The organism is Cedecea neteri (assembly GCF_000757825.1).
In the GTDB taxonomy this organism is placed as follows: domain Bacteria; phylum Pseudomonadota; class Gammaproteobacteria; order Enterobacterales; family Enterobacteriaceae; genus Cedecea; species Cedecea selenatireducens.
The window spans coordinates 2412582-2433313 of record NZ_CP009451.1; the positions used below are offsets into that span (position 1 = coordinate 2412582).

General features: G+C 54.8%; 18 protein-coding genes and 1 rRNA gene. 3 read left to right on the top strand and 16 right to left on the bottom strand.

The window, feature by feature from the left end; all coding sequences use genetic code 11:
• Positions 1-15: 15 nt before the first annotated feature.
• The 5 genes from JT31_RS11135 to pepQ all read right to left on the bottom strand — a co-directional run bounded on the left by JT31_RS11135 (position 16) and on the right by pepQ (position 5903).
• A 16S ribosomal RNA gene (locus JT31_RS11135) occupies positions 16-1555 on the bottom strand.
• A 364-nt stretch (positions 1556-1919) separates the two neighbouring features.
• Positions 1920-2453, bottom strand: coding sequence for a menaquinone-dependent protoporphyrinogen IX dehydrogenase (gene hemG, locus JT31_RS11140; protein WP_038476803.1), 534 nt, complete (start codon positions 2451-2453; stop codon positions 1920-1922).
• Positions 2454-2464: 11 nt separating this feature from the next.
• Positions 2465-3916 carry a Trk system potassium transporter TrkH gene (gene trkH / locus JT31_RS11145; protein ID WP_038476805.1) on the bottom strand — a complete coding sequence of 484 codons (1452 nt, stop codon included), beginning with the start codon at positions 3914-3916 and terminating at the stop codon, positions 2465-2467.
• A gap of 41 nt (positions 3917-3957) precedes the next feature.
• Positions 3958-4572, bottom strand: a complete 615-nt coding sequence (locus JT31_RS11150; RefSeq protein ID WP_038476807.1) for an IMPACT family protein — start codon at positions 4570-4572, stop codon at positions 3958-3960.
• Positions 4572-5903 (bottom strand): Xaa-Pro dipeptidase, encoded by a 1332-nt coding sequence (gene pepQ, locus JT31_RS11155; protein WP_038476809.1) that lies wholly within the window; start codon positions 5901-5903, stop codon positions 4572-4574. The genes JT31_RS11150 and pepQ overlap by 1 nt, the downstream gene beginning before the upstream one ends.
• 191 nt (positions 5904-6094) lie before the next feature.
• On the opposite strand from pepQ, the gene fadB reads away from it, so the two are divergent.
• Both fadB and fadA read left to right on the top strand, forming a co-directional pair.
• Complete coding sequence (fadB, locus tag JT31_RS11160) at positions 6095-8284, top strand: fatty acid oxidation complex subunit alpha FadB (protein ID WP_038476811.1); 2190 nt, start codon at positions 6095-6097, stop codon at positions 8282-8284.
• 9 nt (positions 8285-8293) lie between these two features.
• Positions 8294-9457, top strand: a complete 1164-nt coding sequence (fadA, locus tag JT31_RS11165; RefSeq protein ID WP_038476813.1) for an acetyl-CoA C-acyltransferase FadA — start codon at positions 8294-8296, stop codon at positions 9455-9457.
• 119 nt (positions 9458-9576) lie between these two features.
• Here fadA and fre read toward each other — a convergent pair whose 3' ends face one another.
• Together fre and ubiD are read right to left on the bottom strand one after the other, a co-directional pair.
• On the bottom strand, positions 9577-10278 hold the full coding sequence (gene fre, locus JT31_RS11170; protein ID WP_038476815.1) for an NAD(P)H-flavin reductase: 702 nt from the start codon (positions 10276-10278) through the stop codon (positions 9577-9579).
• A 47-nt stretch (positions 10279-10325) separates the two neighbouring features.
• The gene (gene ubiD, locus JT31_RS11175; protein WP_144244097.1) at positions 10326-11819 is read right to left on the bottom strand and encodes a 4-hydroxy-3-polyprenylbenzoate decarboxylase; all 1494 of its coding nucleotides are present in this window, start codon (positions 11817-11819) and stop codon (positions 10326-10328) included.
• A gap of 179 nt (positions 11820-11998) precedes the next feature.
• On the opposite strand from ubiD, the gene rfaH reads away from it, so the two are divergent.
• Positions 11999-12487, top strand: coding sequence for a transcription/translation regulatory transformer protein RfaH (gene rfaH / locus JT31_RS11180; protein ID WP_038476819.1), 489 nt, complete (start codon positions 11999-12001; stop codon positions 12485-12487).
• A 46-nt stretch (positions 12488-12533) separates the two neighbouring features.
• On the opposite strand, the gene hemB is transcribed toward rfaH, so the two are convergent.
• The 9 genes from hemB to rmuC all read right to left on the bottom strand — a co-directional run bounded on the left by hemB (position 12534) and on the right by rmuC (position 20627).
• On the bottom strand, positions 12534-13556 hold the full coding sequence (hemB, locus tag JT31_RS11185; protein WP_038476821.1) for a porphobilinogen synthase: 1023 nt from the start codon (positions 13554-13556) through the stop codon (positions 12534-12536).
• Positions 13553-14353, bottom strand: a complete 801-nt coding sequence (tatD, locus tag JT31_RS11190) for a 3'-5' ssDNA/RNA exonuclease TatD (RefSeq protein ID WP_038476823.1) — start codon at positions 14351-14353, stop codon at positions 13553-13555. The genes hemB and tatD overlap by 4 nt, the downstream gene beginning before the upstream one ends.
• 43 nt (positions 14354-14396) lie before the next feature.
• A complete protein-coding gene (gene tatC / locus JT31_RS11195) occupies positions 14397-15179 on the bottom strand; it encodes a Sec-independent protein translocase subunit TatC (protein WP_038476825.1) in 783 nt (260 codons plus the stop codon).
• Positions 15180-15181: 2 nt separating this feature from the next.
• Positions 15182-15739 carry a Sec-independent protein translocase protein TatB gene (gene tatB / locus JT31_RS11200; RefSeq protein ID WP_038476827.1) on the bottom strand — a complete coding sequence of 186 codons (558 nt, stop codon included), beginning with the start codon at positions 15737-15739 and terminating at the stop codon, positions 15182-15184.
• A gap of 3 nt (positions 15740-15742) precedes the next feature.
• On the bottom strand, positions 15743-15997 hold the full coding sequence (gene tatA / locus JT31_RS11205) for a twin-arginine translocase TatA/TatE family subunit (RefSeq protein WP_038476829.1): 255 nt from the start codon (positions 15995-15997) through the stop codon (positions 15743-15745).
• A gap of 78 nt (positions 15998-16075) precedes the next feature.
• Positions 16076-17716, bottom strand: coding sequence for a ubiquinone biosynthesis regulatory protein kinase UbiB (gene ubiB, locus JT31_RS11210; RefSeq protein WP_038476831.1), 1641 nt, complete (start codon positions 17714-17716; stop codon positions 16076-16078).
• Positions 17713-18318: a ubiquinone biosynthesis protein UbiJ gene (ubiJ, locus tag JT31_RS11215; RefSeq protein ID WP_038476833.1), complete on the bottom strand. Its 606-nt coding sequence runs from the start codon at positions 18316-18318 to the stop codon at positions 17713-17715. The genes ubiB and ubiJ overlap by 4 nt, the downstream gene beginning before the upstream one ends.
• A 13-nt stretch (positions 18319-18331) precedes the next feature.
• Positions 18332-19102 carry a bifunctional demethylmenaquinone methyltransferase/2-methoxy-6-polyprenyl-1,4-benzoquinol methylase UbiE gene (ubiE, locus tag JT31_RS11220; RefSeq protein ID WP_038476835.1) on the bottom strand — a complete coding sequence of 257 codons (771 nt, stop codon included), beginning with the start codon at positions 19100-19102 and terminating at the stop codon, positions 18332-18334.
• Between the two features lie 91 nt (positions 19103-19193).
• Complete coding sequence (rmuC, locus tag JT31_RS11225; RefSeq protein ID WP_038476837.1) at positions 19194-20627, bottom strand: DNA recombination protein RmuC; 1434 nt, start codon at positions 20625-20627, stop codon at positions 19194-19196.
• Positions 20628-20732 lie beyond the last annotated feature (105 nt).

The following is a 20732-nucleotide window of genomic DNA, read 5'->3' on the forward strand; positions in this document are numbered from 1 at the left end:
TTTGTATCTTTTAGGTAAGGAGGTGATCCAACCGCAGGTTCCCCTACGGTTACCTTGTTACGACTTCACCCCAGTCATGAATCACAAAGTGGTAAGCGCCCTCCCGAAGGTTAAGCTACCTACTTCTTTTGCAACCCACTCCCATGGTGTGACGGGCGGTGTGTACAAGGCCCGGGAACGTATTCACCGTAGCATTCTGATCTACGATTACTAGCGATTCCGACTTCATGGAGTCGAGTTGCAGACTCCAATCCGGACTACGACGCACTTTATGAGGTCCGCTTGCTCTCGCGAGGTCGCTTCTCTTTGTATGCGCCATTGTAGCACGTGTGTAGCCCTACTCGTAAGGGCCATGATGACTTGACGTCATCCCCACCTTCCTCCAGTTTATCACTGGCAGTCTCCTTTGAGTTCCCGGCCGAACCGCTGGCAACAAAGGATAAGGGTTGCGCTCGTTGCGGGACTTAACCCAACATTTCACAACACGAGCTGACGACAGCCATGCAGCACCTGTCTCAGAGTTCCCGAAGGCACCAATCCATCTCTGGAAAGTTCTCTGGATGTCAAGAGTAGGTAAGGTTCTTCGCGTTGCATCGAATTAAACCACATGCTCCACCGCTTGTGCGGGCCCCCGTCAATTCATTTGAGTTTTAACCTTGCGGCCGTACTCCCCAGGCGGTCGACTTAACGCGTTAGCTCCGGAAGCCACGCCTCAAGGGCACAACCTCCAAGTCGACATCGTTTACGGCGTGGACTACCAGGGTATCTAATCCTGTTTGCTCCCCACGCTTTCGCACCTGAGCGTCAGTCTTTGTCCAGGGGGCCGCCTTCGCCACCGGTATTCCTCCAGATCTCTACGCATTTCACCGCTACACCTGGAATTCTACCCCCCTCTACAAGACTCAAGCTTGCCAGTTTCGAATGCAGTTCCCAGGTTGAGCCCGGGGATTTCACATCCGACTTAACAAACCGCCTGCGTGCGCTTTACGCCCAGTAATTCCGATTAACGCTTGCACCCTCCGTATTACCGCGGCTGCTGGCACGGAGTTAGCCGGTGCTTCTTCTGCGAGTAACGTCAATCGCTAAGGTTATTAACCTTAACGCCTTCCTCCTCGCTGAAAGTACTTTACAACCCGAAGGCCTTCTTCATACACGCGGCATGGCTGCATCAGGCTTGCGCCCATTGTGCAATATTCCCCACTGCTGCCTCCCGTAGGAGTCTGGACCGTGTCTCAGTTCCAGTGTGGCTGGTCATCCTCTCAGACCAGCTAGGGATCGTCGCCTAGGTGAGCCATTACCCCACCTACTAGCTAATCCCATCTGGGTTCATCTGATGGCAAGAGGCCCGAAGGTCCCCCTCTTTGGTCTTGCGACGTTATGCGGTATTAGCTACCGTTTCCAGTAGTTATCCCCCTCCATCAGGCAGATCCCCAGACATTACTCACCCGTCCGCCGCTCGTCACCCAGGAGCAAGCTCCCTGTGCTACCGCTCGACTTGCATGTGTTAGGCCTGCCGCCAGCGTTCAATCTGAGCCATGATCAAACTCTTCAATTTAAAAGTGTTTGATGCTCAAAGAATTAAAACTGTTTATAAAATCAGTAGTCACTCTTCAAGACTTGATATTTTGTTGCATCCGAAGATGCTGAGATATCAATCCTGCGAGTGCCCACACAGATTGTCTGATAAATTGTTAAAGAGCAGTGCTACTTTCTCAGTAGCGCGGGCTGTGCATATTACGCTTTCCCGCTGCGTAGTCAAGCATTTATTTTTCGCTTCACTCCGCCTGACACGCCGCTTTACAAGCCGTTGTTCCGTGTCAGTGGAGGCGCATTATAGGGAGTTCTTCGGCGGTGACAAGCGTTTATTTAAAAAAACTTTCTGACCGTATTCTTTTTCGCCAACCCGCTTATTTACAACACTATTTGGTGCTTAACTGCGCAATTTCATGGGCAAAACGGGCTACCTGCTGCCAATCGGTATAAACCACTTCTTTACTGGTATCCGTTTCACCGTCGGTCATTTTCATAATTAAGCGGATCATGAAGCGGTCTAACCAACCATAACGTGGATAACGCAGCGCACCTGCAAACACGGCACAATGGTCAGGCTGCCAAACCGAGTTAAGCAAAAACTTGCGGGTGTAGGGATTTGTCTGTGGCGAACGCTTCTCTGGTTTACGGGCAACCAGGTTGACTGCGAAAAATGCACTCGCACGCTCCTTCAGCTGCAGCTGATGCTTTTTCACAAACGCCTCGACGGAAGCATGGAAATGCCCGTAGCGAATAGAGGCACCAATAATTACCCGGTCGTAGTTAGCCCAGGCGATATCCTCGCAGCGATGGAGATTCACCACATCACTCTCAACGCCCAACTCTTTCAGTTCAGAAGAGATATAGGAAGCAATCTCACGAGTTTGACCATCTCGGGTCGAAAACAGAATTAAGGTTTTCACACAGGCTCCGGTTACTCTCGCCAGAAAGTAGGCGTGAACAGTACTAACAGGGTAAACACTTCCAGACGACCAAACAGCATATTCACAATCAGGATCCATTTGGCGACGGGATTCATGCTGGCAAAGTTATCGGCCACCACGCCAAGGCCGGGACCAAGGTTATTGAGCGTTGCCGCTACCGAGGCGAATGCTGAGAAGTCATCGACGCCGGTCGCGATGATGGCCAGCATACTGACAATAAACACCAGCGCATAAGCAGAGAAGAATCCCCATACGGCTTCGAGGATTCTCTCCGGCAGGGCCCGGTTCCCAAGTTTAATGCTGTAAACCGCATTCGGATGCACCAGGCGTTTCAGCTCGCGGTTACCTTGTTTGAACAGCAGCAGGATACGAATAACTTTCAGGCCGCCGCCGGTAGAACCCGCACAGCCCCCAATGAAAGCAGAACAAAGCAGCAATACCGGCAAGAATAGTGGCCAGCGAGCAATGCTATCCGTGGTAAAGCCTGCGGTGGTTGCCATCGATACGACCTGGAAGAAGGCCTGGTTTAAGGTCTGCCAGGCGGACTGGTAGGTATTGTGGAACCAAAGCACCAGCGTACAGACCAGAACCAGCGATAGCTGCACGCCGATGAACATACGAAATTCCGGGTCACGCCAGTACACCTTCAGGCTGCGTCCGCTGAGCACAGCGAAGTGCAGACTATAGTTACAGCCGGAGATCAGCAGGAAGATAGCGATGATGGTATTGATTGTTGGGCTATTGAAGTAGCCCACGCTGGCGTCGTGAGTTGAGAAGCCGCCAATCGCAATAGTAGAAAAACTATGCCCGATAGCGTCAAACGCCGGCATACCGGCAAACCAAAGCGCAAGCGCGCAGGCAATCGTCAGCAGGACGTAAATAAGCCACAGCGTCTTTGCCGTTTCGGCAATTCGCGGGCGCATTTTGTTATCTTTTAGCGGCCCCGGCATTTCTGCCCGGTAGAGCTGCAACCCCCCGACGCCAAGAATAGGCAAGATGGCCACAGCCAGGACAATGATCCCCATCCCGCCGAACCATTGCAGCATCTGACGGTAAAAGAGAATGGCGTGAGGTAAAGAATCCAGCCCCACCAGCGTTGTTGCGCCGGTGGTCGTCAGGCCAGAAAAGGACTCAAAAAAGGCGTCTGTTACCGTCAGATTCGGCCGCTCGGCGAAGACAAACGGCAGCGCACCCACGCTGCCCAGCACGGTCCAGAACAGCACAACGATCAGGAAACCCTCTTTGGGTTTTAGCTCCCTCTTCTCGCGGCGGTTAGGCCACCACAGCAGAGAGCCGATTGCCAGAGCAACGAAGAAGGTTTGGGTAAAAGCGCGGCCGGCACCATCGCGATAGATTAGAGCCACTAAGCCGGGGAGTATCATGGTTCCGGAAAAGAGGATAACCAACAGACCAACGATTCGGGTTATGGCGCGAAAATGCATTTCAGCCGCTTCCTTAAATATCTATAAATAACGAGGTGGGATTATTGTTCAAACGGCAATAAATGCAATGCACCGCGGCTAAAATCACTCAGCCTGGCGCTGAAAGCAGCCACCTGGGTTTGCGGCAATGCTACGCGCAGATCAACGGCGACCTGGAAGTCGCTTTCCACGATAAGACCATCACTTTGCTTGAGCAGCGCTTCCACACCCGCCAGCTGCGAATAGTCGCACTGCAAAGTATATTCGGTTAACGGCACTTTGAGCACTGTCGGAAGCAGGTTTAACGCCAGCTGTACGCCGCCGCCGTAGGCTTTCACCAGGCCACCCGTGCCCAGCTTCACCCCGCCATAATAGCGCACTACAACCGCCGTGATTTCACCAATGCCTTTGCCCATCAGCTGAGCCAGGATGGGTTTCCCTGCGGTGCCGGCAGGTTCGCCATCATCCGAGAAACCGAGCTGCTGCGAGTCATCCGGCGCGCCAGCAACCCACGCCCAGCAGTGGTGCCGGGCGTCCGGGTGTTCGGCTCGAGCCTTCTCAACAAACGCTTTCGCCGCTATTACCCCGTCTGTATGAGCGACAAGGGTAATGAAGCGGCTTTTCTTAATCTCCTCGCTGACCGTGACGGGCTCAGCGGGGATTGGCCAGCTTTCCATTACGCGAGCTTCAGGTTACGCGTCATGTTTTCGGTGCTGTTTTCATAGATAACCACGTTATCTTCAATACGAATGCCGCCAAACGGCTTCAGGGCTTCAATGCGCTTCCAGTCGAAGTGCTTGCTGTATTGCCCTTCACGCCACGGTGCCAGCAACGATTCAATGAAGTACAGGCCAGGCTCGATGGTCAGCACCATGCGAGGTTCCAGCACACGGGTACAGCGCAGGTAAGGATGCTGGGAAGGTGCTGCCAGATGCGTCCCGGTATCGTCCTGCATAAACCCGGCTACGTCATGAACCTGCAGGCCCAGCGGATGCCCGATGCCGTGAGGCATGAACGGCGTGGTGATCCCGGCTTCCAGCATCGCCTCTTCACTGATGTCGTTCACCAGCTTGTGGCGGCGCAGCAGCTTAGCCAGGCGCTGATGGAACTGGATGTGGTAGTCGGTGTAGCGCACGCCGGACTTCATGGTATCGATAAGCGCCAGTTGCTCTTCGTTCACATCTTTAATCAGATGAGCGAAATCGCTGTCACCATGGGTGGTCCAGGTGCGGGTCAGGTCGGCGGCATAGCCGTTATATTCTGCCCCGGCATCCAGCAGGAAACTGCGGATTTCGGCAGGTACGCGGTGATCCAGCTTGGTGTAGTGCAGTACGGAGGCATGCTCATTGAGCGCCACGATATTGCCATAAGGCACGTCAGTATCGCGGTGGCCGGTTGCCGTCAGATAAGCGATGTTAATATCGAACTCGCTCATACCAGACAGGAAGGCTTCATGCGCAGCACGATGGCCCACAACCGCCGTTTTCTGAGCTTCACGCATGCAGGACAGTTCGTAGTCCGTTTTATAGGCGCGATAGTAATGCAGGTAATCGATAACCCCTTTCGGGTTGATATTGGCTGGAGTGATATCCAGCTGTAACGCACGCTCCGGCACCGGGCCAATATAGCCGATGTTGCCGCGCGCAGCAGGCAGTTGACTGCCAATACCGTCGGCTTTTGGCAGCGCTATCACTTCAATATCATCGGTCCAGAAGGATTCCGGCAGCGGCTCCACGTTGTGCCAGTAATCTACCGGCAGATAGAACCACAGCTTCGGCTTATTCACGCCGTCCACCAGCAGCCAGCAGTTGGGTACCTGAGTGACCGGCACCCACGCCTTAAACTGCGGGTTAACTTTAAACGGATAGGCATGATCATCGAGGAAAACGTTGAACAGCTCCCCGGAGTGAATAAGTAATGCATCAAGGTTAAAACGCGCCAGAACGTTGCGGGTACGCTCCTGTAGCGTTGCCACATGATCTTTGTACAGCGCGGCCAGTGATTCCATAATTTATCCTTCTGTTTTTTGTACCTGTTCGCCACGCATCTTAGCATACCGTACAAACCGTCGAGTTATTTCCGCCTCCTGTGATCGAGTTTGCAAATATTTAAAGAGAAATTTGCATTTCATTAACATCAATTCCACACTCCGCTTCATCTGGTACGACCAGATCCCATTGCTGGATTCAGGAGACTGACATGCTCTACCAAGGTGAAACCCTACATCTCGACTGGCTGGAAGACGGCATTGCCGAACTGGTGTTTGATGCCCCCGGCTCCGTCAACAAGCTGGATACGGCGACCGTCGCCAGCCTCGGCGAAGCGCTGACCGTGCTTGAAAAGCAGCCGAACCTCAAAGGCCTGCTGCTGAGCTCCAGCAAGTCCGCCTTTATCGTTGGCGCCGACATTACTGAATTCCTCTCGCTGTTCCTGGTCCCTGCCGAACAGCTGACCCACTGGCTGCAGTTCGCCAACAGCGTATTTAACCGCCTGGAAGATCTGCCGGTCCCGACCATTGCAGCCGTGAATGGCTATGCGCTGGGCGGCGGATGCGAATGCGTACTGGCGACGGATTACCGCCTGGCCACAACGGATGCCCGCATTGGCCTGCCGGAAACCAAGTTAGGCATCATGCCAGGCTTCGGCGGTTCCGTTCGTCTGCCTCGTTTGTTAGGTGCGGATAGCGCGCTTGAAATTATTACCGCGGGCAAAGACGTCGGTGCGGCAGAAGCGCAAAAGCTGGGCCTGGTTGATGGCGTAGTGAAAACCGAAAAGCTGCGCGACGGTGCGCTGGCGATTCTTCGTCAGGCAATCAAAGGCGAGCTGGACTGGCAGGCTAAGCGCGCGCCGAAACTGCAACCGCTGAAACTGAGCAAAATTGAAGCCGGCATGAGCTTTACCATCGCCAAAGGCATGGTGGCACAGATCGCCGGTAAACATTATCCGGCCCCGATGACCGCGGTAAAAACGATTGAAGCCGCCGCTGGCCTTGGTCGTGATGAAGCCCTGAAGCTGGAAACCCAAAGCTTTGTGCCGCTGGCTCGCTCCAATGAAGCCCGCGCGCTGGTCGGCATCTTCCTGAACGATCAGTTTGTTAAAGGTCAGGCGAAAAAGCTCACCAAAGATATTGAAACGCCTAAACACGCGGCCGTACTCGGCGCGGGCATTATGGGCGGCGGCATTGCCTACCAGTCTGCCTGGAAAGGCGTGCCGGTATTAATGAAGGACATTAGCGAAAAGTCGCTGGCGCTGGGCATTAACGAAGCCAGCAAGCTGCTGAACAAGCAGCTTGAACGCGGCAAAATTGACGGCATGAAGCTGGCGCAGGTTATTTCGACCATTCAGCCAACGCTGGAATATGCCGGGTTTGATCGTGTAGACGTCGTTGTCGAAGCCGTGGTTGAAAACCCGAAAGTGAAAAAGGCGGTGCTGGCAGAAACCGAAGATAAGGTTCGTCCGGACGCCGTTCTGGCTTCCAACACCTCCACCATTCCTATTAGCGAACTGGCAAGCGGGCTGAAACGCCCGGAAAACTTCTGCGGCATGCACTTCTTTAACCCGGTTCACCGTATGCCGCTGGTTGAGGTCATTCGTGGGGAGAAAACCTCGGACGTGACGATTGCCAAAGTGGTAGCCTGGGCGAGCAAAATGGGCAAAACGCCTATCGTGGTAAACGACTGCCCGGGCTTCTTTGTGAACCGCGTGCTGTTCCCCTACTTCGCAGGCTTTAGCCAACTGCTGCGCGACGGCGCAGACTTCCGCCAGATTGATAAAGCGATGGAAAAACAGTTCGGCTGGCCAATGGGCCCGGCTTACCTGCTGGACGTGGTCGGGATTGATACCGCCCATCACGCTCAGGCAGTGATGGCCGCAGGCTTCCCGCAGCGCATGAGCAAAGATTACCGCGACGCGATAGACGTTCTGTTCGATGCCGGGCGCTACGGCCAGAAAACCCAGCAGGGCTTCTACCGCTTTAAAGAAGACAGCAAAGGCAAACCGCGCAAAGAGCAGGACGAAGCTGTCGATAGCCTGCTGGCAGAAGTCAGCCAGCCGAAGCGTAACTTTAGTGACGAAGAAATTATCGCCCGCATGATGATCCCGATGGTCAACGAAGTCGTTCGTTGCCTCGAAGAAGGCGTGATTGCCAGCCCGGCGGAAGCCGATATGGCGCTGGTTTACGGCCTCGGTTTCCCTCCGTTCCACGGTGGTGCATTCCGCTGGCTGGATACCCTGGGCAGCGCGAAATATTTCGATATGGCGCAGCAGTACCAAAACCTCGGCCCGCTGTACGTCGTGCCTGAAGGCCTGAAGGCCAAAGCATCACGCAATGAGCCGTACTATCCGCCGGTTGAGCCTGCCCGCCCGGCCAGTGACCTGAAAAGCGCCTGAGGAGTGATTATGGAAAAGGTTGTTATTGTTGATGCCATCCGTACGCCGATGGGCCGCTCTAAAGGCGGCGCATTCCGCAACGTTCGCGCAGAGGATCTGTCGGCGCACCTGATGCGCAGCATATTGTCCCGCAACCCGGCGCTCGAAGCGGCCGCGCTGGATGATATTTACTGGGGCTGCGTACAGCAGACGCTCGAACAGGGCTTCAATATTGCACGCAACGCGTCTTTGCTGGCGGAAATCCCCCATTCGGTCCCGGCCACCACGGTGAACCGTCTGTGCGGATCTTCAATGCAGGCGCTGCACGATGCCGCACGCATGATTCAAACCGGCGATGCGCATGCTTGCCTGATTGGCGGCGTAGAGCACATGGGCCACGTGCCAATGAGCCACGGGATTGACTTCCATCCAGGCCTGAGCCGCAACGTGGCAAAAGCCGCCGGTATGATGGGCCTCACGGCTGAAATGCTCTCCCGTATCCACGGCATCAGCCGCGAAATGCAGGATCAGTTTGCCGCCCGCTCGCATCAGCGTGCCTGGGCCGCAACGGAAGCTGGACACTTTAAAGCCGAGATTATGCCAACCAGCGGCCACGATGCCGACGGCGTTCTGAAACGCTATGACTTCGACGAAGTCATTCGCCCGGAAACCACGGTTGAAGGTCTGGCGGCGCTAAAACCTGCTTTCGACCCGGTCAATGGGACCGTCACCGCTGGCACATCTTCGGCGCTGTCCGATGGTGCATCCGCGATGCTGCTGATGAGCGAATCACGCGCCAAAGAGCTGGGCCTGAAAATCCGCGCTCGCGTGCGGTCTATGGCCGTCGTCGGCTGCGATCCGTCCATCATGGGTTACGGTCCGGTGCCGGCATCAAGGCTGGCGCTGAAAAAAGCAGGCCTGACGGCGCAGGATATCGACCTGTTTGAAATGAACGAAGCGTTTGCCGCCCAGATCCTGCCGTGCATTAAAGATCTGGGGCTAATGGACAAGATCGACGAGAAGATCAACCTGAACGGGGGCGCGATTGCGCTGGGTCACCCGCTGGGCTGCTCCGGCTCACGCATCAGCACCACGCTTATCAACCTGATGGAGCGCCGCGACGCGCAGTTTGGCCTGGCTACGATGTGTATCGGCCTGGGTCAGGGTATCGCGACCGTATTTGAACGCGTTTAATAAAAAACGAAACTGGGTTTAGTTGCCGTGTTTCCCGCCTGTCAGGGGCGGGTTTTTTATTTCTGAAAGATAAAAAAAACCACCGACGATGCGGTGGCTTATTCTGACGACGAACAACCTTAGATAAAGGAGAACGCGTCGCCGAACATGTGATCAACCAACGCACCGCGCTCGTTACAGAACAGGTCCCGGGCGATTTTCGCCATTTCGAAACGACCTGCGATATAAATATCGTGCCCGCTCAGTGAACTGTAATCCTGCATAACGGCGGTCAGTACTGTCCCGCTGCGGCCACGCCAGCCTTCTTCCGGCTGCTCAACCACGGCTTCAACACGCAGGTTCTGGTGCTGTAGGGTAAGCCCCTCAAGCTCGGCCAGATCGTAAAGATGTTTCTCTTCACGCCCGCCCCAGTAAATGGCAATTTCACGCTGCGGATTACGCGCCAGCGCGGTCAGCAGGATAGAGCGCACGTAAGAGAACCCCGTTCCCCCGGCAATCAGAATCAGCGGGCGGTCTTCATCTTCACGCAGCCACGCATCGCCGTGTGGCATATCAACCACAATTTCCTGCTCTTTCAGAATACGGTCCATGACCGCCATGGCGTAGAGGTTGAGCTCCGAAGCACCGATGTGCAGCTCAATGAACTCATGCTCGCTCGGCGTGGATGCCATAGAGAACGGGCGCTTATCCCGTTCGTCCATCACCACCATCAAATACTGCCCGGCCTGGAATGAGAAATCGCCTTCCGGCAGCAATCGAACGCGATACACCGTGTCGGTTATCGCTTCTACCGAGTTCACTTTACAGCTTAAGGTTGTCATGCGTCCCCTCTGTCGGGTCAATAATGCTAAACCGTAAAGGTCGCCGCTCAGGCGCCTTTGTCGTTATCAAAAATAGCCAGTTCATCCCAGATTGCATCAATACGCGCGCATACCTCAACATCTTTCTTGATTGGGCGCCCCCATTCACGCTGGGTTTCGCCCGGCCATTTATTGGTGGCGTCCAGTCCCATTTTAGAGCCCAACCCGGAAACCGGGGAGGCAAAGTCCAGATAGTCTATCGGCGTGTTTTCCACCAGCACCGTATCACGGGACGGATCCATGCGAGTAGTGATCGCCCAGATAACATCGTTCCAGTCGCGCGCATTAACATCGTCATCGCAAACGATAACGAATTTGGTGTACATAAACTGGCGCAGGAAGGACCACACGCCCATCATCACCCGCTTAGCATGCCCGGCATACTGCTTTTTAATCGTCACCACCGCCAGCCGGTATGAACACCCTTCAGGCGGCAGGTAGAAATCGATAATTTCCGGGAACTGCTTTTGCAGGATAGGTACCAGCACTTCATTGAGCGCGACGCCCAGTACCGCAGGTTCATCCGGCGGGCGGCCGGTATACGTAGAATGATAAATCGCATCCTGCCGCTGGGTAACGTGAGTCACGGTAAACACCGGGAAGCTGTCGACTTCATTGTAGTAACCCGTGTGGTCACCGTAAGGGCCTTCCGGCGCCATCTCGCCCGGCTCAATATAGCCTTCGAGAACGATTTCCGCGCCCGCGGGCACCTCAAGGTCATTAGAAATACACTTCACAACCTCGGTTTTTGTGCCACGCAGCAGCCCGGCAAAGGCGTATTCAGAAAGCGTGTCAGGCACCGGCGTCACGGCCCCCAGAATGGTTGCCGGATCGGCGCCCAACGCTACGGAGACAGGGAAACGCTCGCCCGGATGAGCCTCACACCACTCCTGGAAGTCCAGGGCACCGCCACGGTGGGATAACCAGCGCATAATCAGCTTATTCTTGCCAATTAGCTGCTGGCGGTAAATACCCAGATTCTGGCGTTCTTTGTGTGGGCCACGGGTCACCGTTAAGCCCCAGGTAATTAGCGGAGCAACGTCTTCAGGCCAGCAGCGCATGATCGGAATACGATTCAGGTCGACTTCATCACCTTCCCAGATTTGTTCCTGGCAGGGCGCGTTACGCAGACGCCTGGTGGGCATATTCAGAACTTGTTTAAACTGCGGTAGCTTATCAAACAGGTCGCGAAAACCTTTTGGTGGCTCCGGCTCTTTAAGGAAAGCCAGCAGTTTTCCGACTTCACGCAGGGCGGTGACATCCTCCTGCCCCATGCCCATTGCCACGCGCTTCGGCGTTCCAAACAGGTTGCACAGCACCGGCATGGTGTAGCCTTTTGGATTTTCAAACAGCAAAGCCGGGCCGCCGGCTCGCAGAGTGCGATCGGCAATTTCGGTCATTTCCAGATTCGGATCGACGGGCAATGCGATACGTTTGAGTTCGCCCTGCTGCTCTAGCAGCGCAAGAAATTCGCGTAGGTCGTGGTATTTCATGCAATTTATCGTGACGTCGGATTTTGCCGTCATTATACGGACTTCACCGCCGCCATGCTGTATTTTTGTTAAATTAGCGTGAAACTCGCCGCCAGCGGCCACGCTTAGCCAGGTTATACTGGAGCTGTCTATCTCTGCGGAAGACGTTTTGTTATTCTGACGCGCTTAAACGGGCGAAAAGAGAAATTATGCAATCCTGGTACCTTCTTTACTGTAAACGTGGTCAATTATTGCGCGCAAAAGAGCATCTTGAGCGTCAGGCAGTAAATTGCCTTACGCCGATGATTACGCTCGAAAAAATGGTGCGTGGCAAAAGAACTGCGGTCAGTGAACCCCTGTTCCCTAATTATCTGTTCGTTGAGTTCGACCCGGAATCCATTCATACCACGACGGTTCATTCAACCCGCGGCGTCAGCCACTTCGTGCGCTTCGGCGCACAGCCGGCAACGGTGCCGGAGAAAGTGATTGATGAGCTGATTCACTTTCAGGCCGAGGACATCACCGACCCCGAAACGCCGTACCCGGGCGATAGCGTGGTGATTACCGAAGGCGCCTTCGAAGGGTTAGAGGCAATCTTTGCCGAACCCGACGGCGAAGCCCGCTCGATGTTGCTGCTGAACTTATTGAACAAGCAGGTGCGGCAAAGCGTCAGGAATACTGACTTCCGTAAGGTTTAATGTAAAAAGGCCAGCATTCGCTGGCCTTTCTGTCACCAAGTGGCAACTAGCGCTGCATTTGCTCATCGTGCAGCCACTGGGCAACACGTTTTGAGAAATACGTCAGCACGCCATCGGCACCGGCACGCTTAAAGCACATCAAAGATTCCATAATTGCTGGTTTTTCGGCCAGCCAGCCATTCTGAATTGCCGCCATGTGCATAGCGTATTCACCGGAGACCTGATAGGCGAAGGTCGGCACGCCAAAGGTGTCTTTCACGCGACGCACAACGTCGAGGTAAGGCATCCCTGGTTTCACCATCACCATATCAGCCCCTTCCTGCAGATCCTGCGCGACTTCCTGCAGCGCTTCATCGCCGTTGGCCGGATCCATCTGGTAAGTCTTCTTGTTGCCGCCTTTCAGGTTCCCGGAGGAGCCAATCGCATCCCGGAACGGCCCGTAGTAGCAGGAGGCATATTTCGCTGCGTAAGACATGATCTGTGTATTCACGAAGCCATCGGCTTCCAGTTGATCACGGATGGCGCCAATACGTCCGTCCATCATATCGCTAGGTGCGACTATCTCTGCCCCGGCTTCGGCATGGGAAAGCGCCTGACGAACCAGAATCTCGCGGGTGACGTCGTTGATAACATAGCCCTCGGCGTCAATGACACCGTCCTGGCCGTGAGTGGTGTACGGATCCAGCGCGACGTCGGTCAACAGCCCAAGCTCCGGCACGGCATCTTTCAGCGCGCGTACGGCACGCTGCACCAGCCCGTTTGGATTATAGGCTTCTTCAGCATGCAGCGATTTCCCATCACTTTCGATAACCGGGAACAAGGAGAGCACCGGCACACCCAGCTTCGCTACCGCCTCTGCTTCTTTCAGCAGTTGATCGATAGTCATGCGATAAACGCCCGGCATTGACGGCACTTCCTGCTGCTGGTTGTGGCCTTCCATGACAAACACAGGGTAGATAAGGTCGTTAACCGTCAGCTGGTTTTCAGCCACAAGGCGGCGGCTGAAGTCATGGCGGCGTACGCGACGCATACGACGACCGGGAAACGTACCGGGAAATGCATAGCTCATTTAACTTTCTCCTGATTAAAACCCAGTCGGAATAACCGACGAGCGTTGTCATCTGTTACCTGCGCAAGCCAGGCCGGATCTTCACCTCGCCATTCGGCTACCTTATTCAGGATATGGGGCAGGTAACAGGGTTCGTTGCGGCGGGACGCAGGTTTTGGTTGTAAATCCCGGGGCAACAAATAAGGCGCATCGGTTTCCAGCAACAGTTGCTGAGCGGGGATGACCGGAAGTAACTCTTTTAAGGCCAGGCCACGACGCTCATCGCAAACCCAGCCGGTAATGCCGATAAATAGCCCGCGCAGCAGGCAATCGCGCGCTTCTGCTTCAGTACCGGTAAAACAGTGCAGCACCACGCCAGGCAGCTGATCCAGCCACGGATCTAACAGCGCTAAAAAACGTTCGTGGGCATCCCGGCAGTGTAAAAATACCGGCATCATGAGCTCAGCGGCCAACGCCAGCTGCGCGGTAAAAGCGCGCTCCTGCTCGGCCGGTGTAGAAAAGTTGCGGTTGAAATCAAGACCGCACTCGCCGATGGCGACGACCTGGGGGGCTGCAGCTAGCTGGCGAATGGCGTCCGCAGTCGCGTCATTCCACTGGCTGGCATCGTGCGGGTGCACTCCAGCAGTCGACCAGCAGTTGTCGTATCGCTGCGCCATGAGCAGCGCTTGTTCACTTTCATGGAGGTTGGTACCGGTCAACATCATGCCGCTCAGGCCAGCCTGCCACGCTCGCGTGACCACTTCCGCATGGTCTTTCGCAAATTGCGAACTGGTTAGATTAACGCCAATATCAAACATCTCATCCTCCAAACGACAACCGCCCCTGAGGGCGGTTATTTAATTACTGCTCTTTTTCAGAGCGCTCTTCTTCAGACTCCGGCTCATCTTCTTCATCACCGTTCCGCCCTTTACCGACGTAGAAGCGAGAGAAGAATACGCCAACCTCAAACAGGCAGTACATCGGCACCGCCAGAAGGGTCTGCGAGAAAACGTCCGGCGGCGTCAGCAGCATGCCGACGACAAAAGCACCTACCAGAATATAAGGGCGTTTCTGTTTCAGAGACTCCGGCGTCGTCACGCCCATCCAGCACAGCAGGATAATGGCGACGGGCACTTCAAACGCTACGCCAAAGGCCATAAAGAGCGACATCACGAAGTCGAGATACTTCGTGATGTCCGTTGACACCACCACCCCTATTGGCGCGGTTTTCGTCAGGAAGCCAAAGGCAAGCGGGAAGACAACGAAGTAAGCAAACGCAATGCCGATATAAAACAGCAGCGTGCTGGAGAACAGCAGCGGCATCACCATTTTACGTTCATGCTTGTACAGCGCAGGGGCAATAAAGGCCCAAATCTGGTGCAGGATGACCGGGGCTGCCAGGAACACCGAAACGTAAATGGTTAATTTAATCGGGGTAAAGAACGGCGAGGCGACATCGGTCGCAATCATCGTTGACCCCAACGGCATGTGTTTTATCAGCGGCGCAGAGACCACCTGATAAATGTCGTTGGCGAAATAGACCAGCGCCAGGAAAATCACCAGCACGGCGATCATGCTGTTCAGCAGGCGCTTACGCAGCTCAATCAGATGGCTGATGAGCGGTTGGGTATCTTCAACAGCCATGGTTACGATTTTTCACTCGGAGGTTGCGTAGGTGCCGCGACAGGCGTTGCTTCTGGCAGAGGCCTCACCTGCGGCTCGACGGCAGGTTCAGCGACGTGCTCTACAGCCGTTGACGCAGGAGACACCGTCTCTGCCGGTACTGCATCAGGCGCGCTCGCCTGATGCGCTGCACTGGCCGGCGTCACGCCGTCATGACTCTGCTGCTCATCCTTCACCAGCGGGTTATGGATGGTGTGGGCTTCGTCACTGTTCTTTTCAGCATCGTTCTGGGTATAAGAACGCTTCATCGACTCAGCGGCCTGGCGCAGTTCGTCCATTGACGCTTTTAGCTCGGGCGTCAAATTATCCATACTGGCTTTCTCGACCTTTTTCAGGCTGTCCTGCAGCTCCTGCAGCTTCAGTTCCTGAACGAGTTCGTTCTGCACCGTGGTAGCAAGTGAACGCAGCGCGCGCACCCAGCCAACAACTGTTTTTACCGCCACCGGTAAGCGCTGTGGACCCAAAACAATCAGGCCAATCACAAACACCAGCAGCAGTTCGCCAAAACCAATGTCGAACACGGTTTATACCTGCTCTTTATCGTTGCTTTTCGCTTCGTCTTTTTTCACGTCGCTCGGTTTTTCAGAGAGGGATTTCGCTGTGAAATCAGCATCCTTCTCACCCTTTTCTTTCTCTTTGCTGTCGTCGTCGCCCATGGCTTTTTTGAAGCCTTTAATGGAAGCACCGAGATCTGAACCCAAAGAGCCTAGTTTCTTGGTGCCAAACAATAAAACAACGATAACAACAATGATTAGCAATTGTGGCCAACTGATGCCCATACCTACTCCTGACTGAAAGATGTTAAGGCAATGAGAACCGCTATTATACGGCAATCACCCGTTAATTCCGATTAAAGTTCAGGCAGAGCGCCGCCAGCCAATAAGCCAGACAACGATCCCCCCCGCCATCAGCCAGGCAGGCATAAAGTCCCACTCAGGCTTGTTGATCAGCAGCAGCGTGCCGCTCAGAATGAGCGTAGCACCGATACCGAACAGATAGCGCGACTGTCCCTGCCGCACGTGATGAAGTTGCAGGTCGCGCTGAATTTTATCAACGCTATGCTGTAATTGCTTGCCCTGGCGCAAACTGTTGTACACCAGTTCCGGCAACTCCGGCATTTTTTCCACCCAGAAGGGTGCTTTCTCTTTAAAAGCCCGAACCAGAGCAGGAATACCAACCTGATCTTTGATCCAACTTTCCAGGAAAGGTTTCGCCGTTTTCCACAAATCGAGCTGTGGATAGAGCTGTCGACCAACCCCTTCGACGTATAAAAGGGTCTTTTGCAGTAAAACCAGCTGTGGCTGAACTTCCATGTTGAAACGACGCGCGGTGTTGAACAGGTTCAGTAGCACGTGACCAAAAGATATCTCAGCCAGCGGCTTCTCGAAAATAGGCTCGCAGACGGTACGAATAGCAAACTCGAAATCTTCTACGTTTGTGTCCGGCGGTACCCAGCCGGAGTCCACATGCAGCTCGGCAACTTTGCGGTAATCACGGTTGAAGAAGGCGATAAAGTTTTCCGCCAGATAGCGCTTATCGTCTTTGTTCAATGAGCCCACGATGCCGCAGTCAATACCAATGTATTGCGGATCATCCGGATGGTCGTAGCTCACGAAGATATTGCCCGGATGCATGTCCGCATGGAAGAAGCTGTCGCGGAAGACCTGCGTAAAGAAGACCTGCACGCCACGTTCGGCAAGCAGCTTCATGTTGGTGCCCTGAGCCTCAAGCGCAACGGTATCGGAGACCGGAATGCCGTAAATCCGCTCCATCACCATCATGTTTTCGCTGCAGTAGTCCGAATAAACCTCCGGCACATAGAGCATTGGGCTATTTTCGAAGTTACGCCGCAGCTGGATGGCATTCGCCGCTTCACGCAGCAAATTGAGTTCATCTATCAAGGTCTTTTCGTATTCACGCACGACTTCCAGTGGGCGTAAACGGCGGCCATCCGGCAGCAGGCGAGGCACCCAGCGAGCAAGGCGATAGATAAGCTTCATGTCAGCCTTGATAACCGGCAGGATGTCAGGCCGAATCACCTTAATCACGATCTCTTTGCCGTTCTCTTTCAGCCGCGCGGTATGCACCTGGGCAATAGAGGCTGAGGCCAGAGGTTTGATTTCAAAGTCGTCGAACCAGCTTTCAACGGGAAGACCGCCCATCGCCAGCTCAATCTGTTTTTTCGCCAGCGCGCCGTCAAAAGGTGCAACTCTGTCCTGCAGCATCGCCAGTTGGTCGGCAATCACCGGCGGGAACAGATCGCGACGGGTGGAAAGCATCTGGCCGAGCTTGATCCAGACGGGTCCCAGCTCCTGCAGCGCAAGACGAAGACGTTCGCCCAAAGGCTTATCACGATGACGGTTAGGCATCCAGAACAGGCAGCGCCGCCATAAGCGTAGCGGTAGCGTAATGCGCATTTTGGGGATCAGTTCATCGAGACCATAGCTCAGGAAGGTACGGACAATGAAATATAGGCGGCGAATTTCTCCTGGCGTCATTTGCCCTCCAGCTTATCCAGCCGTTCGGAGAGTGAGTCCACCGAGCGGGCCAGCGCTTCGGTTTCCTCTGCGAACCAGGCAACTTCCAGCGAACCCGGCGCAACGCGCCACTCTTCGGTGAGCACTTCGCCGAGGTACTGCTGATTACGAATAAATCCTTTCTGCAGCAGCTTGCCGCCGCGGCGGGCAATTTTACTGATGCCTTCAGAGGCAATATCGCCGATGTAGGGCGCCAGCAGTTCCGCAGGGTCAAACTCCGCGAGATCCATCAGCGATGCCAGATTTTGTACAACCTGAATGTCACCTTCAACCTCCAGCTCACCGCTGCGAATCAGGGCGGTAAGCTGTTGACGATCGCGCAGCTTCGGCAATACGCCAATACGCGTTGTGACCTGGCAATCCGCCTCGCCTTCCCACTGGCTCAGGACATCCAGCTGTTGTTCACTGAACGCCAGCACCAGCGGGGCAGAAAACTCTTTCAGGCTGATGCGCAGCGTCTTGCCCTGCAGGCGCTGGCGCGCAGATTTCAGGCTACGGTCGCGCCAGAGGAAGGTGTTCAGCACACCTTCGATTCCGGCGGTCATAAGCGGCATAAACGGCATCGCGGCTCCCTGGTTAAAATTTATAGCCACGGTGCAGGGCGACAATCCCACCGGTCATATTGTAATAGGTGGTGTTTTCAAAACCTGCTTCTTCCATCATCCCTTTGAGCGTTTCCTGGTCCGGATGCATGCGGATAGATTCTGCCAGGTAGCGGTAGCTTTCGCCATCCTGTGCCACCATCTCACCAATGCGCGGCAGAATGTGGAAGGAGTATGCGTCGTAGGCTTTGTTTAGCGGTTCGAAGGCAGGTTTGGAAAACTCAAGCACCAGCAGGCGGCCACCAGGCTTGAGGACGCGGAACATTGAGCGCAGCGCGGCGTCTTTGTCTGTGACGTTGCGCAGGCCAAATGAAATGGTGATGCAGTCAAAGGTGTTGTCGGGGAACGGCAGCGCTTCGGCGTTGGCCTGCACGTATCTCACGTTCCCAACAATGCCGATGTTGCGTAGCTTTTCGCGCCCCATTTTCAGCATCGAGTCATTGATGTCCGCCAGCACCACTTCACCGGTGTCACCCACCAGGCGAGAGAATTTCGCCGTCAGATCGCCCGTGCCGCCCGCAAGGTCCAGCACGCGCTGGCCGCGACGTACGCCGCTACAGTCAATCGTGTAACGTTTCCACAACCGGTGGATACCAAAAGACATCAGGTCGTTCATTACGTCGTACTTCGCCGCAACAGAGTGGAACACGTTCGCCACCATATCGACCTTCTGCTCTTTGGCTACGGTACGGAAGCCAAAGTGCGTTGTTTCCTTGGATCCGGACTCCTGGGATTCATCAACCATCTCAATGCCTGCTTAATCAAGAAAATGTTCGGGAAGTGTAACAGAATGGGCGCGAAAGCCCTATGATTCAACCGTGCGGCTAAACCTTAGCTCAACGCCCTTCTCCTGAGCGTTGTGAAGCAAATTCATCAAATCCGGGCGCTGATTCTGCGCTCTCGTGGCCCAGCCGTGCGGAATCATCTTCATCTTCCTGATGAGCACGTTCGACCAGATCTGGGTTAATCTCTCGCTTCACTTCTACCCCGAGCCCGCGAAATGCCTCTGCCTGAACCAGGATATTTCCACGCCCCGACGAAAGCTTTTTCATCGCCTGGCGGTAGTTATCTTGTGCCTTATCGAGGCTTTGGCCAATCGCGGACATATCATCCACGAACAGGCGCATTTTGTCGTACAGACGCCCGGCGCGCTCGGCGATTTGCTGGGCGTTACGGCTTTGATGCTCATAGCGCCACAAATTGGCAATGGTACGCAGCGCCACCAGCAGCGTCGTCGGGCTGACCAGCATAATGTTGTTTTTCAGCGCTTCGCTAATCAGCTCGGGTTGGCGATCGATCGCCAGCAAGAAGGCGGGTTCAACCGGGATGAACATCAGCACGTAGTCCAGCGAACGCAGCACCGGCAGTTGCTGGTAATCCTTACGGCCCAGAAGGCGAATATGGCTGCGGATAGCGGCAATATGCTCATTCAGCGCGCTTTCACGCGTGAGTTCATCTTCACCGTTGAAGTAGCGCTCATAAGCCACCAGCGTCATTTTCGCATCGATAACAACGTCTTTGCCCTGCGGCAGGCGAACAATGACGTCCGGTTGCATACGGCTGTTGTTCTCAAGCTGGATGTTCACCTGAGTCTGGTATTCATGACCTTCGCGCAGGCCAGAAGCTTCAAGCACGCGGGTTAACACCACTTCCCCCCAGTTGCCCTGGGTTTTGTTGTCGCCCTTCAGCGCTTTGGTGAGGTTCAGCGCCTCTTGCGCCATATGGGCGTTGAGCTGCTGCAGATTGCGGATTTCATGCGTTAGCGTATGGCGCTCGCGCGCCTCCTGGCCAAAACTCTCCTGGACCTGGCGACGGAAGCCGTCGAGCTGTTCGCGAAGTGGCGAAAGGAGCACATTCAGGCTTTGGCGATTCTGTTCCTCTACCTTGCGCCCGCTCTGCTCAAAAATACGGTTTGCCAGATTCTCAAACTGCTCGTTAAGGCGCTGCTCGCTGTTGAGCATTTGACGGTGCTTATCTTCGGCATTGAGCCGCGTTTGCTCCAGCAGCGTGGTTAATTCACGGATGTCAGCTTCCTGCCCGCTGTTAATTTCCATTTGGGCACGGACTTCACGGTTAAGCTGCTCGCACTCTTCCCGCCAGTGTTGGCTTTGCTGAAGCTCCTGGCGCGCGGCGGCAAGCTCCCCGTAGATTTCACGCTGTTCTTCGTGCAAAGCCGCCAGCCGCTGAGCCGCACGCAGGCTGGCAATAAGCCAACCGGTCACTAAGCCCACCAGCCCAATGCCCAGCCCAAACAACAGTGAAATATCCATGCTTCCCCCAAAACGATACCAACAGCGGCAAGATAAAATTCTGCTGTATAAATGTCCAGATGAAAAGGGATTTTCCGGAAGGCGCTACGCAAAGCATAAAAAAAG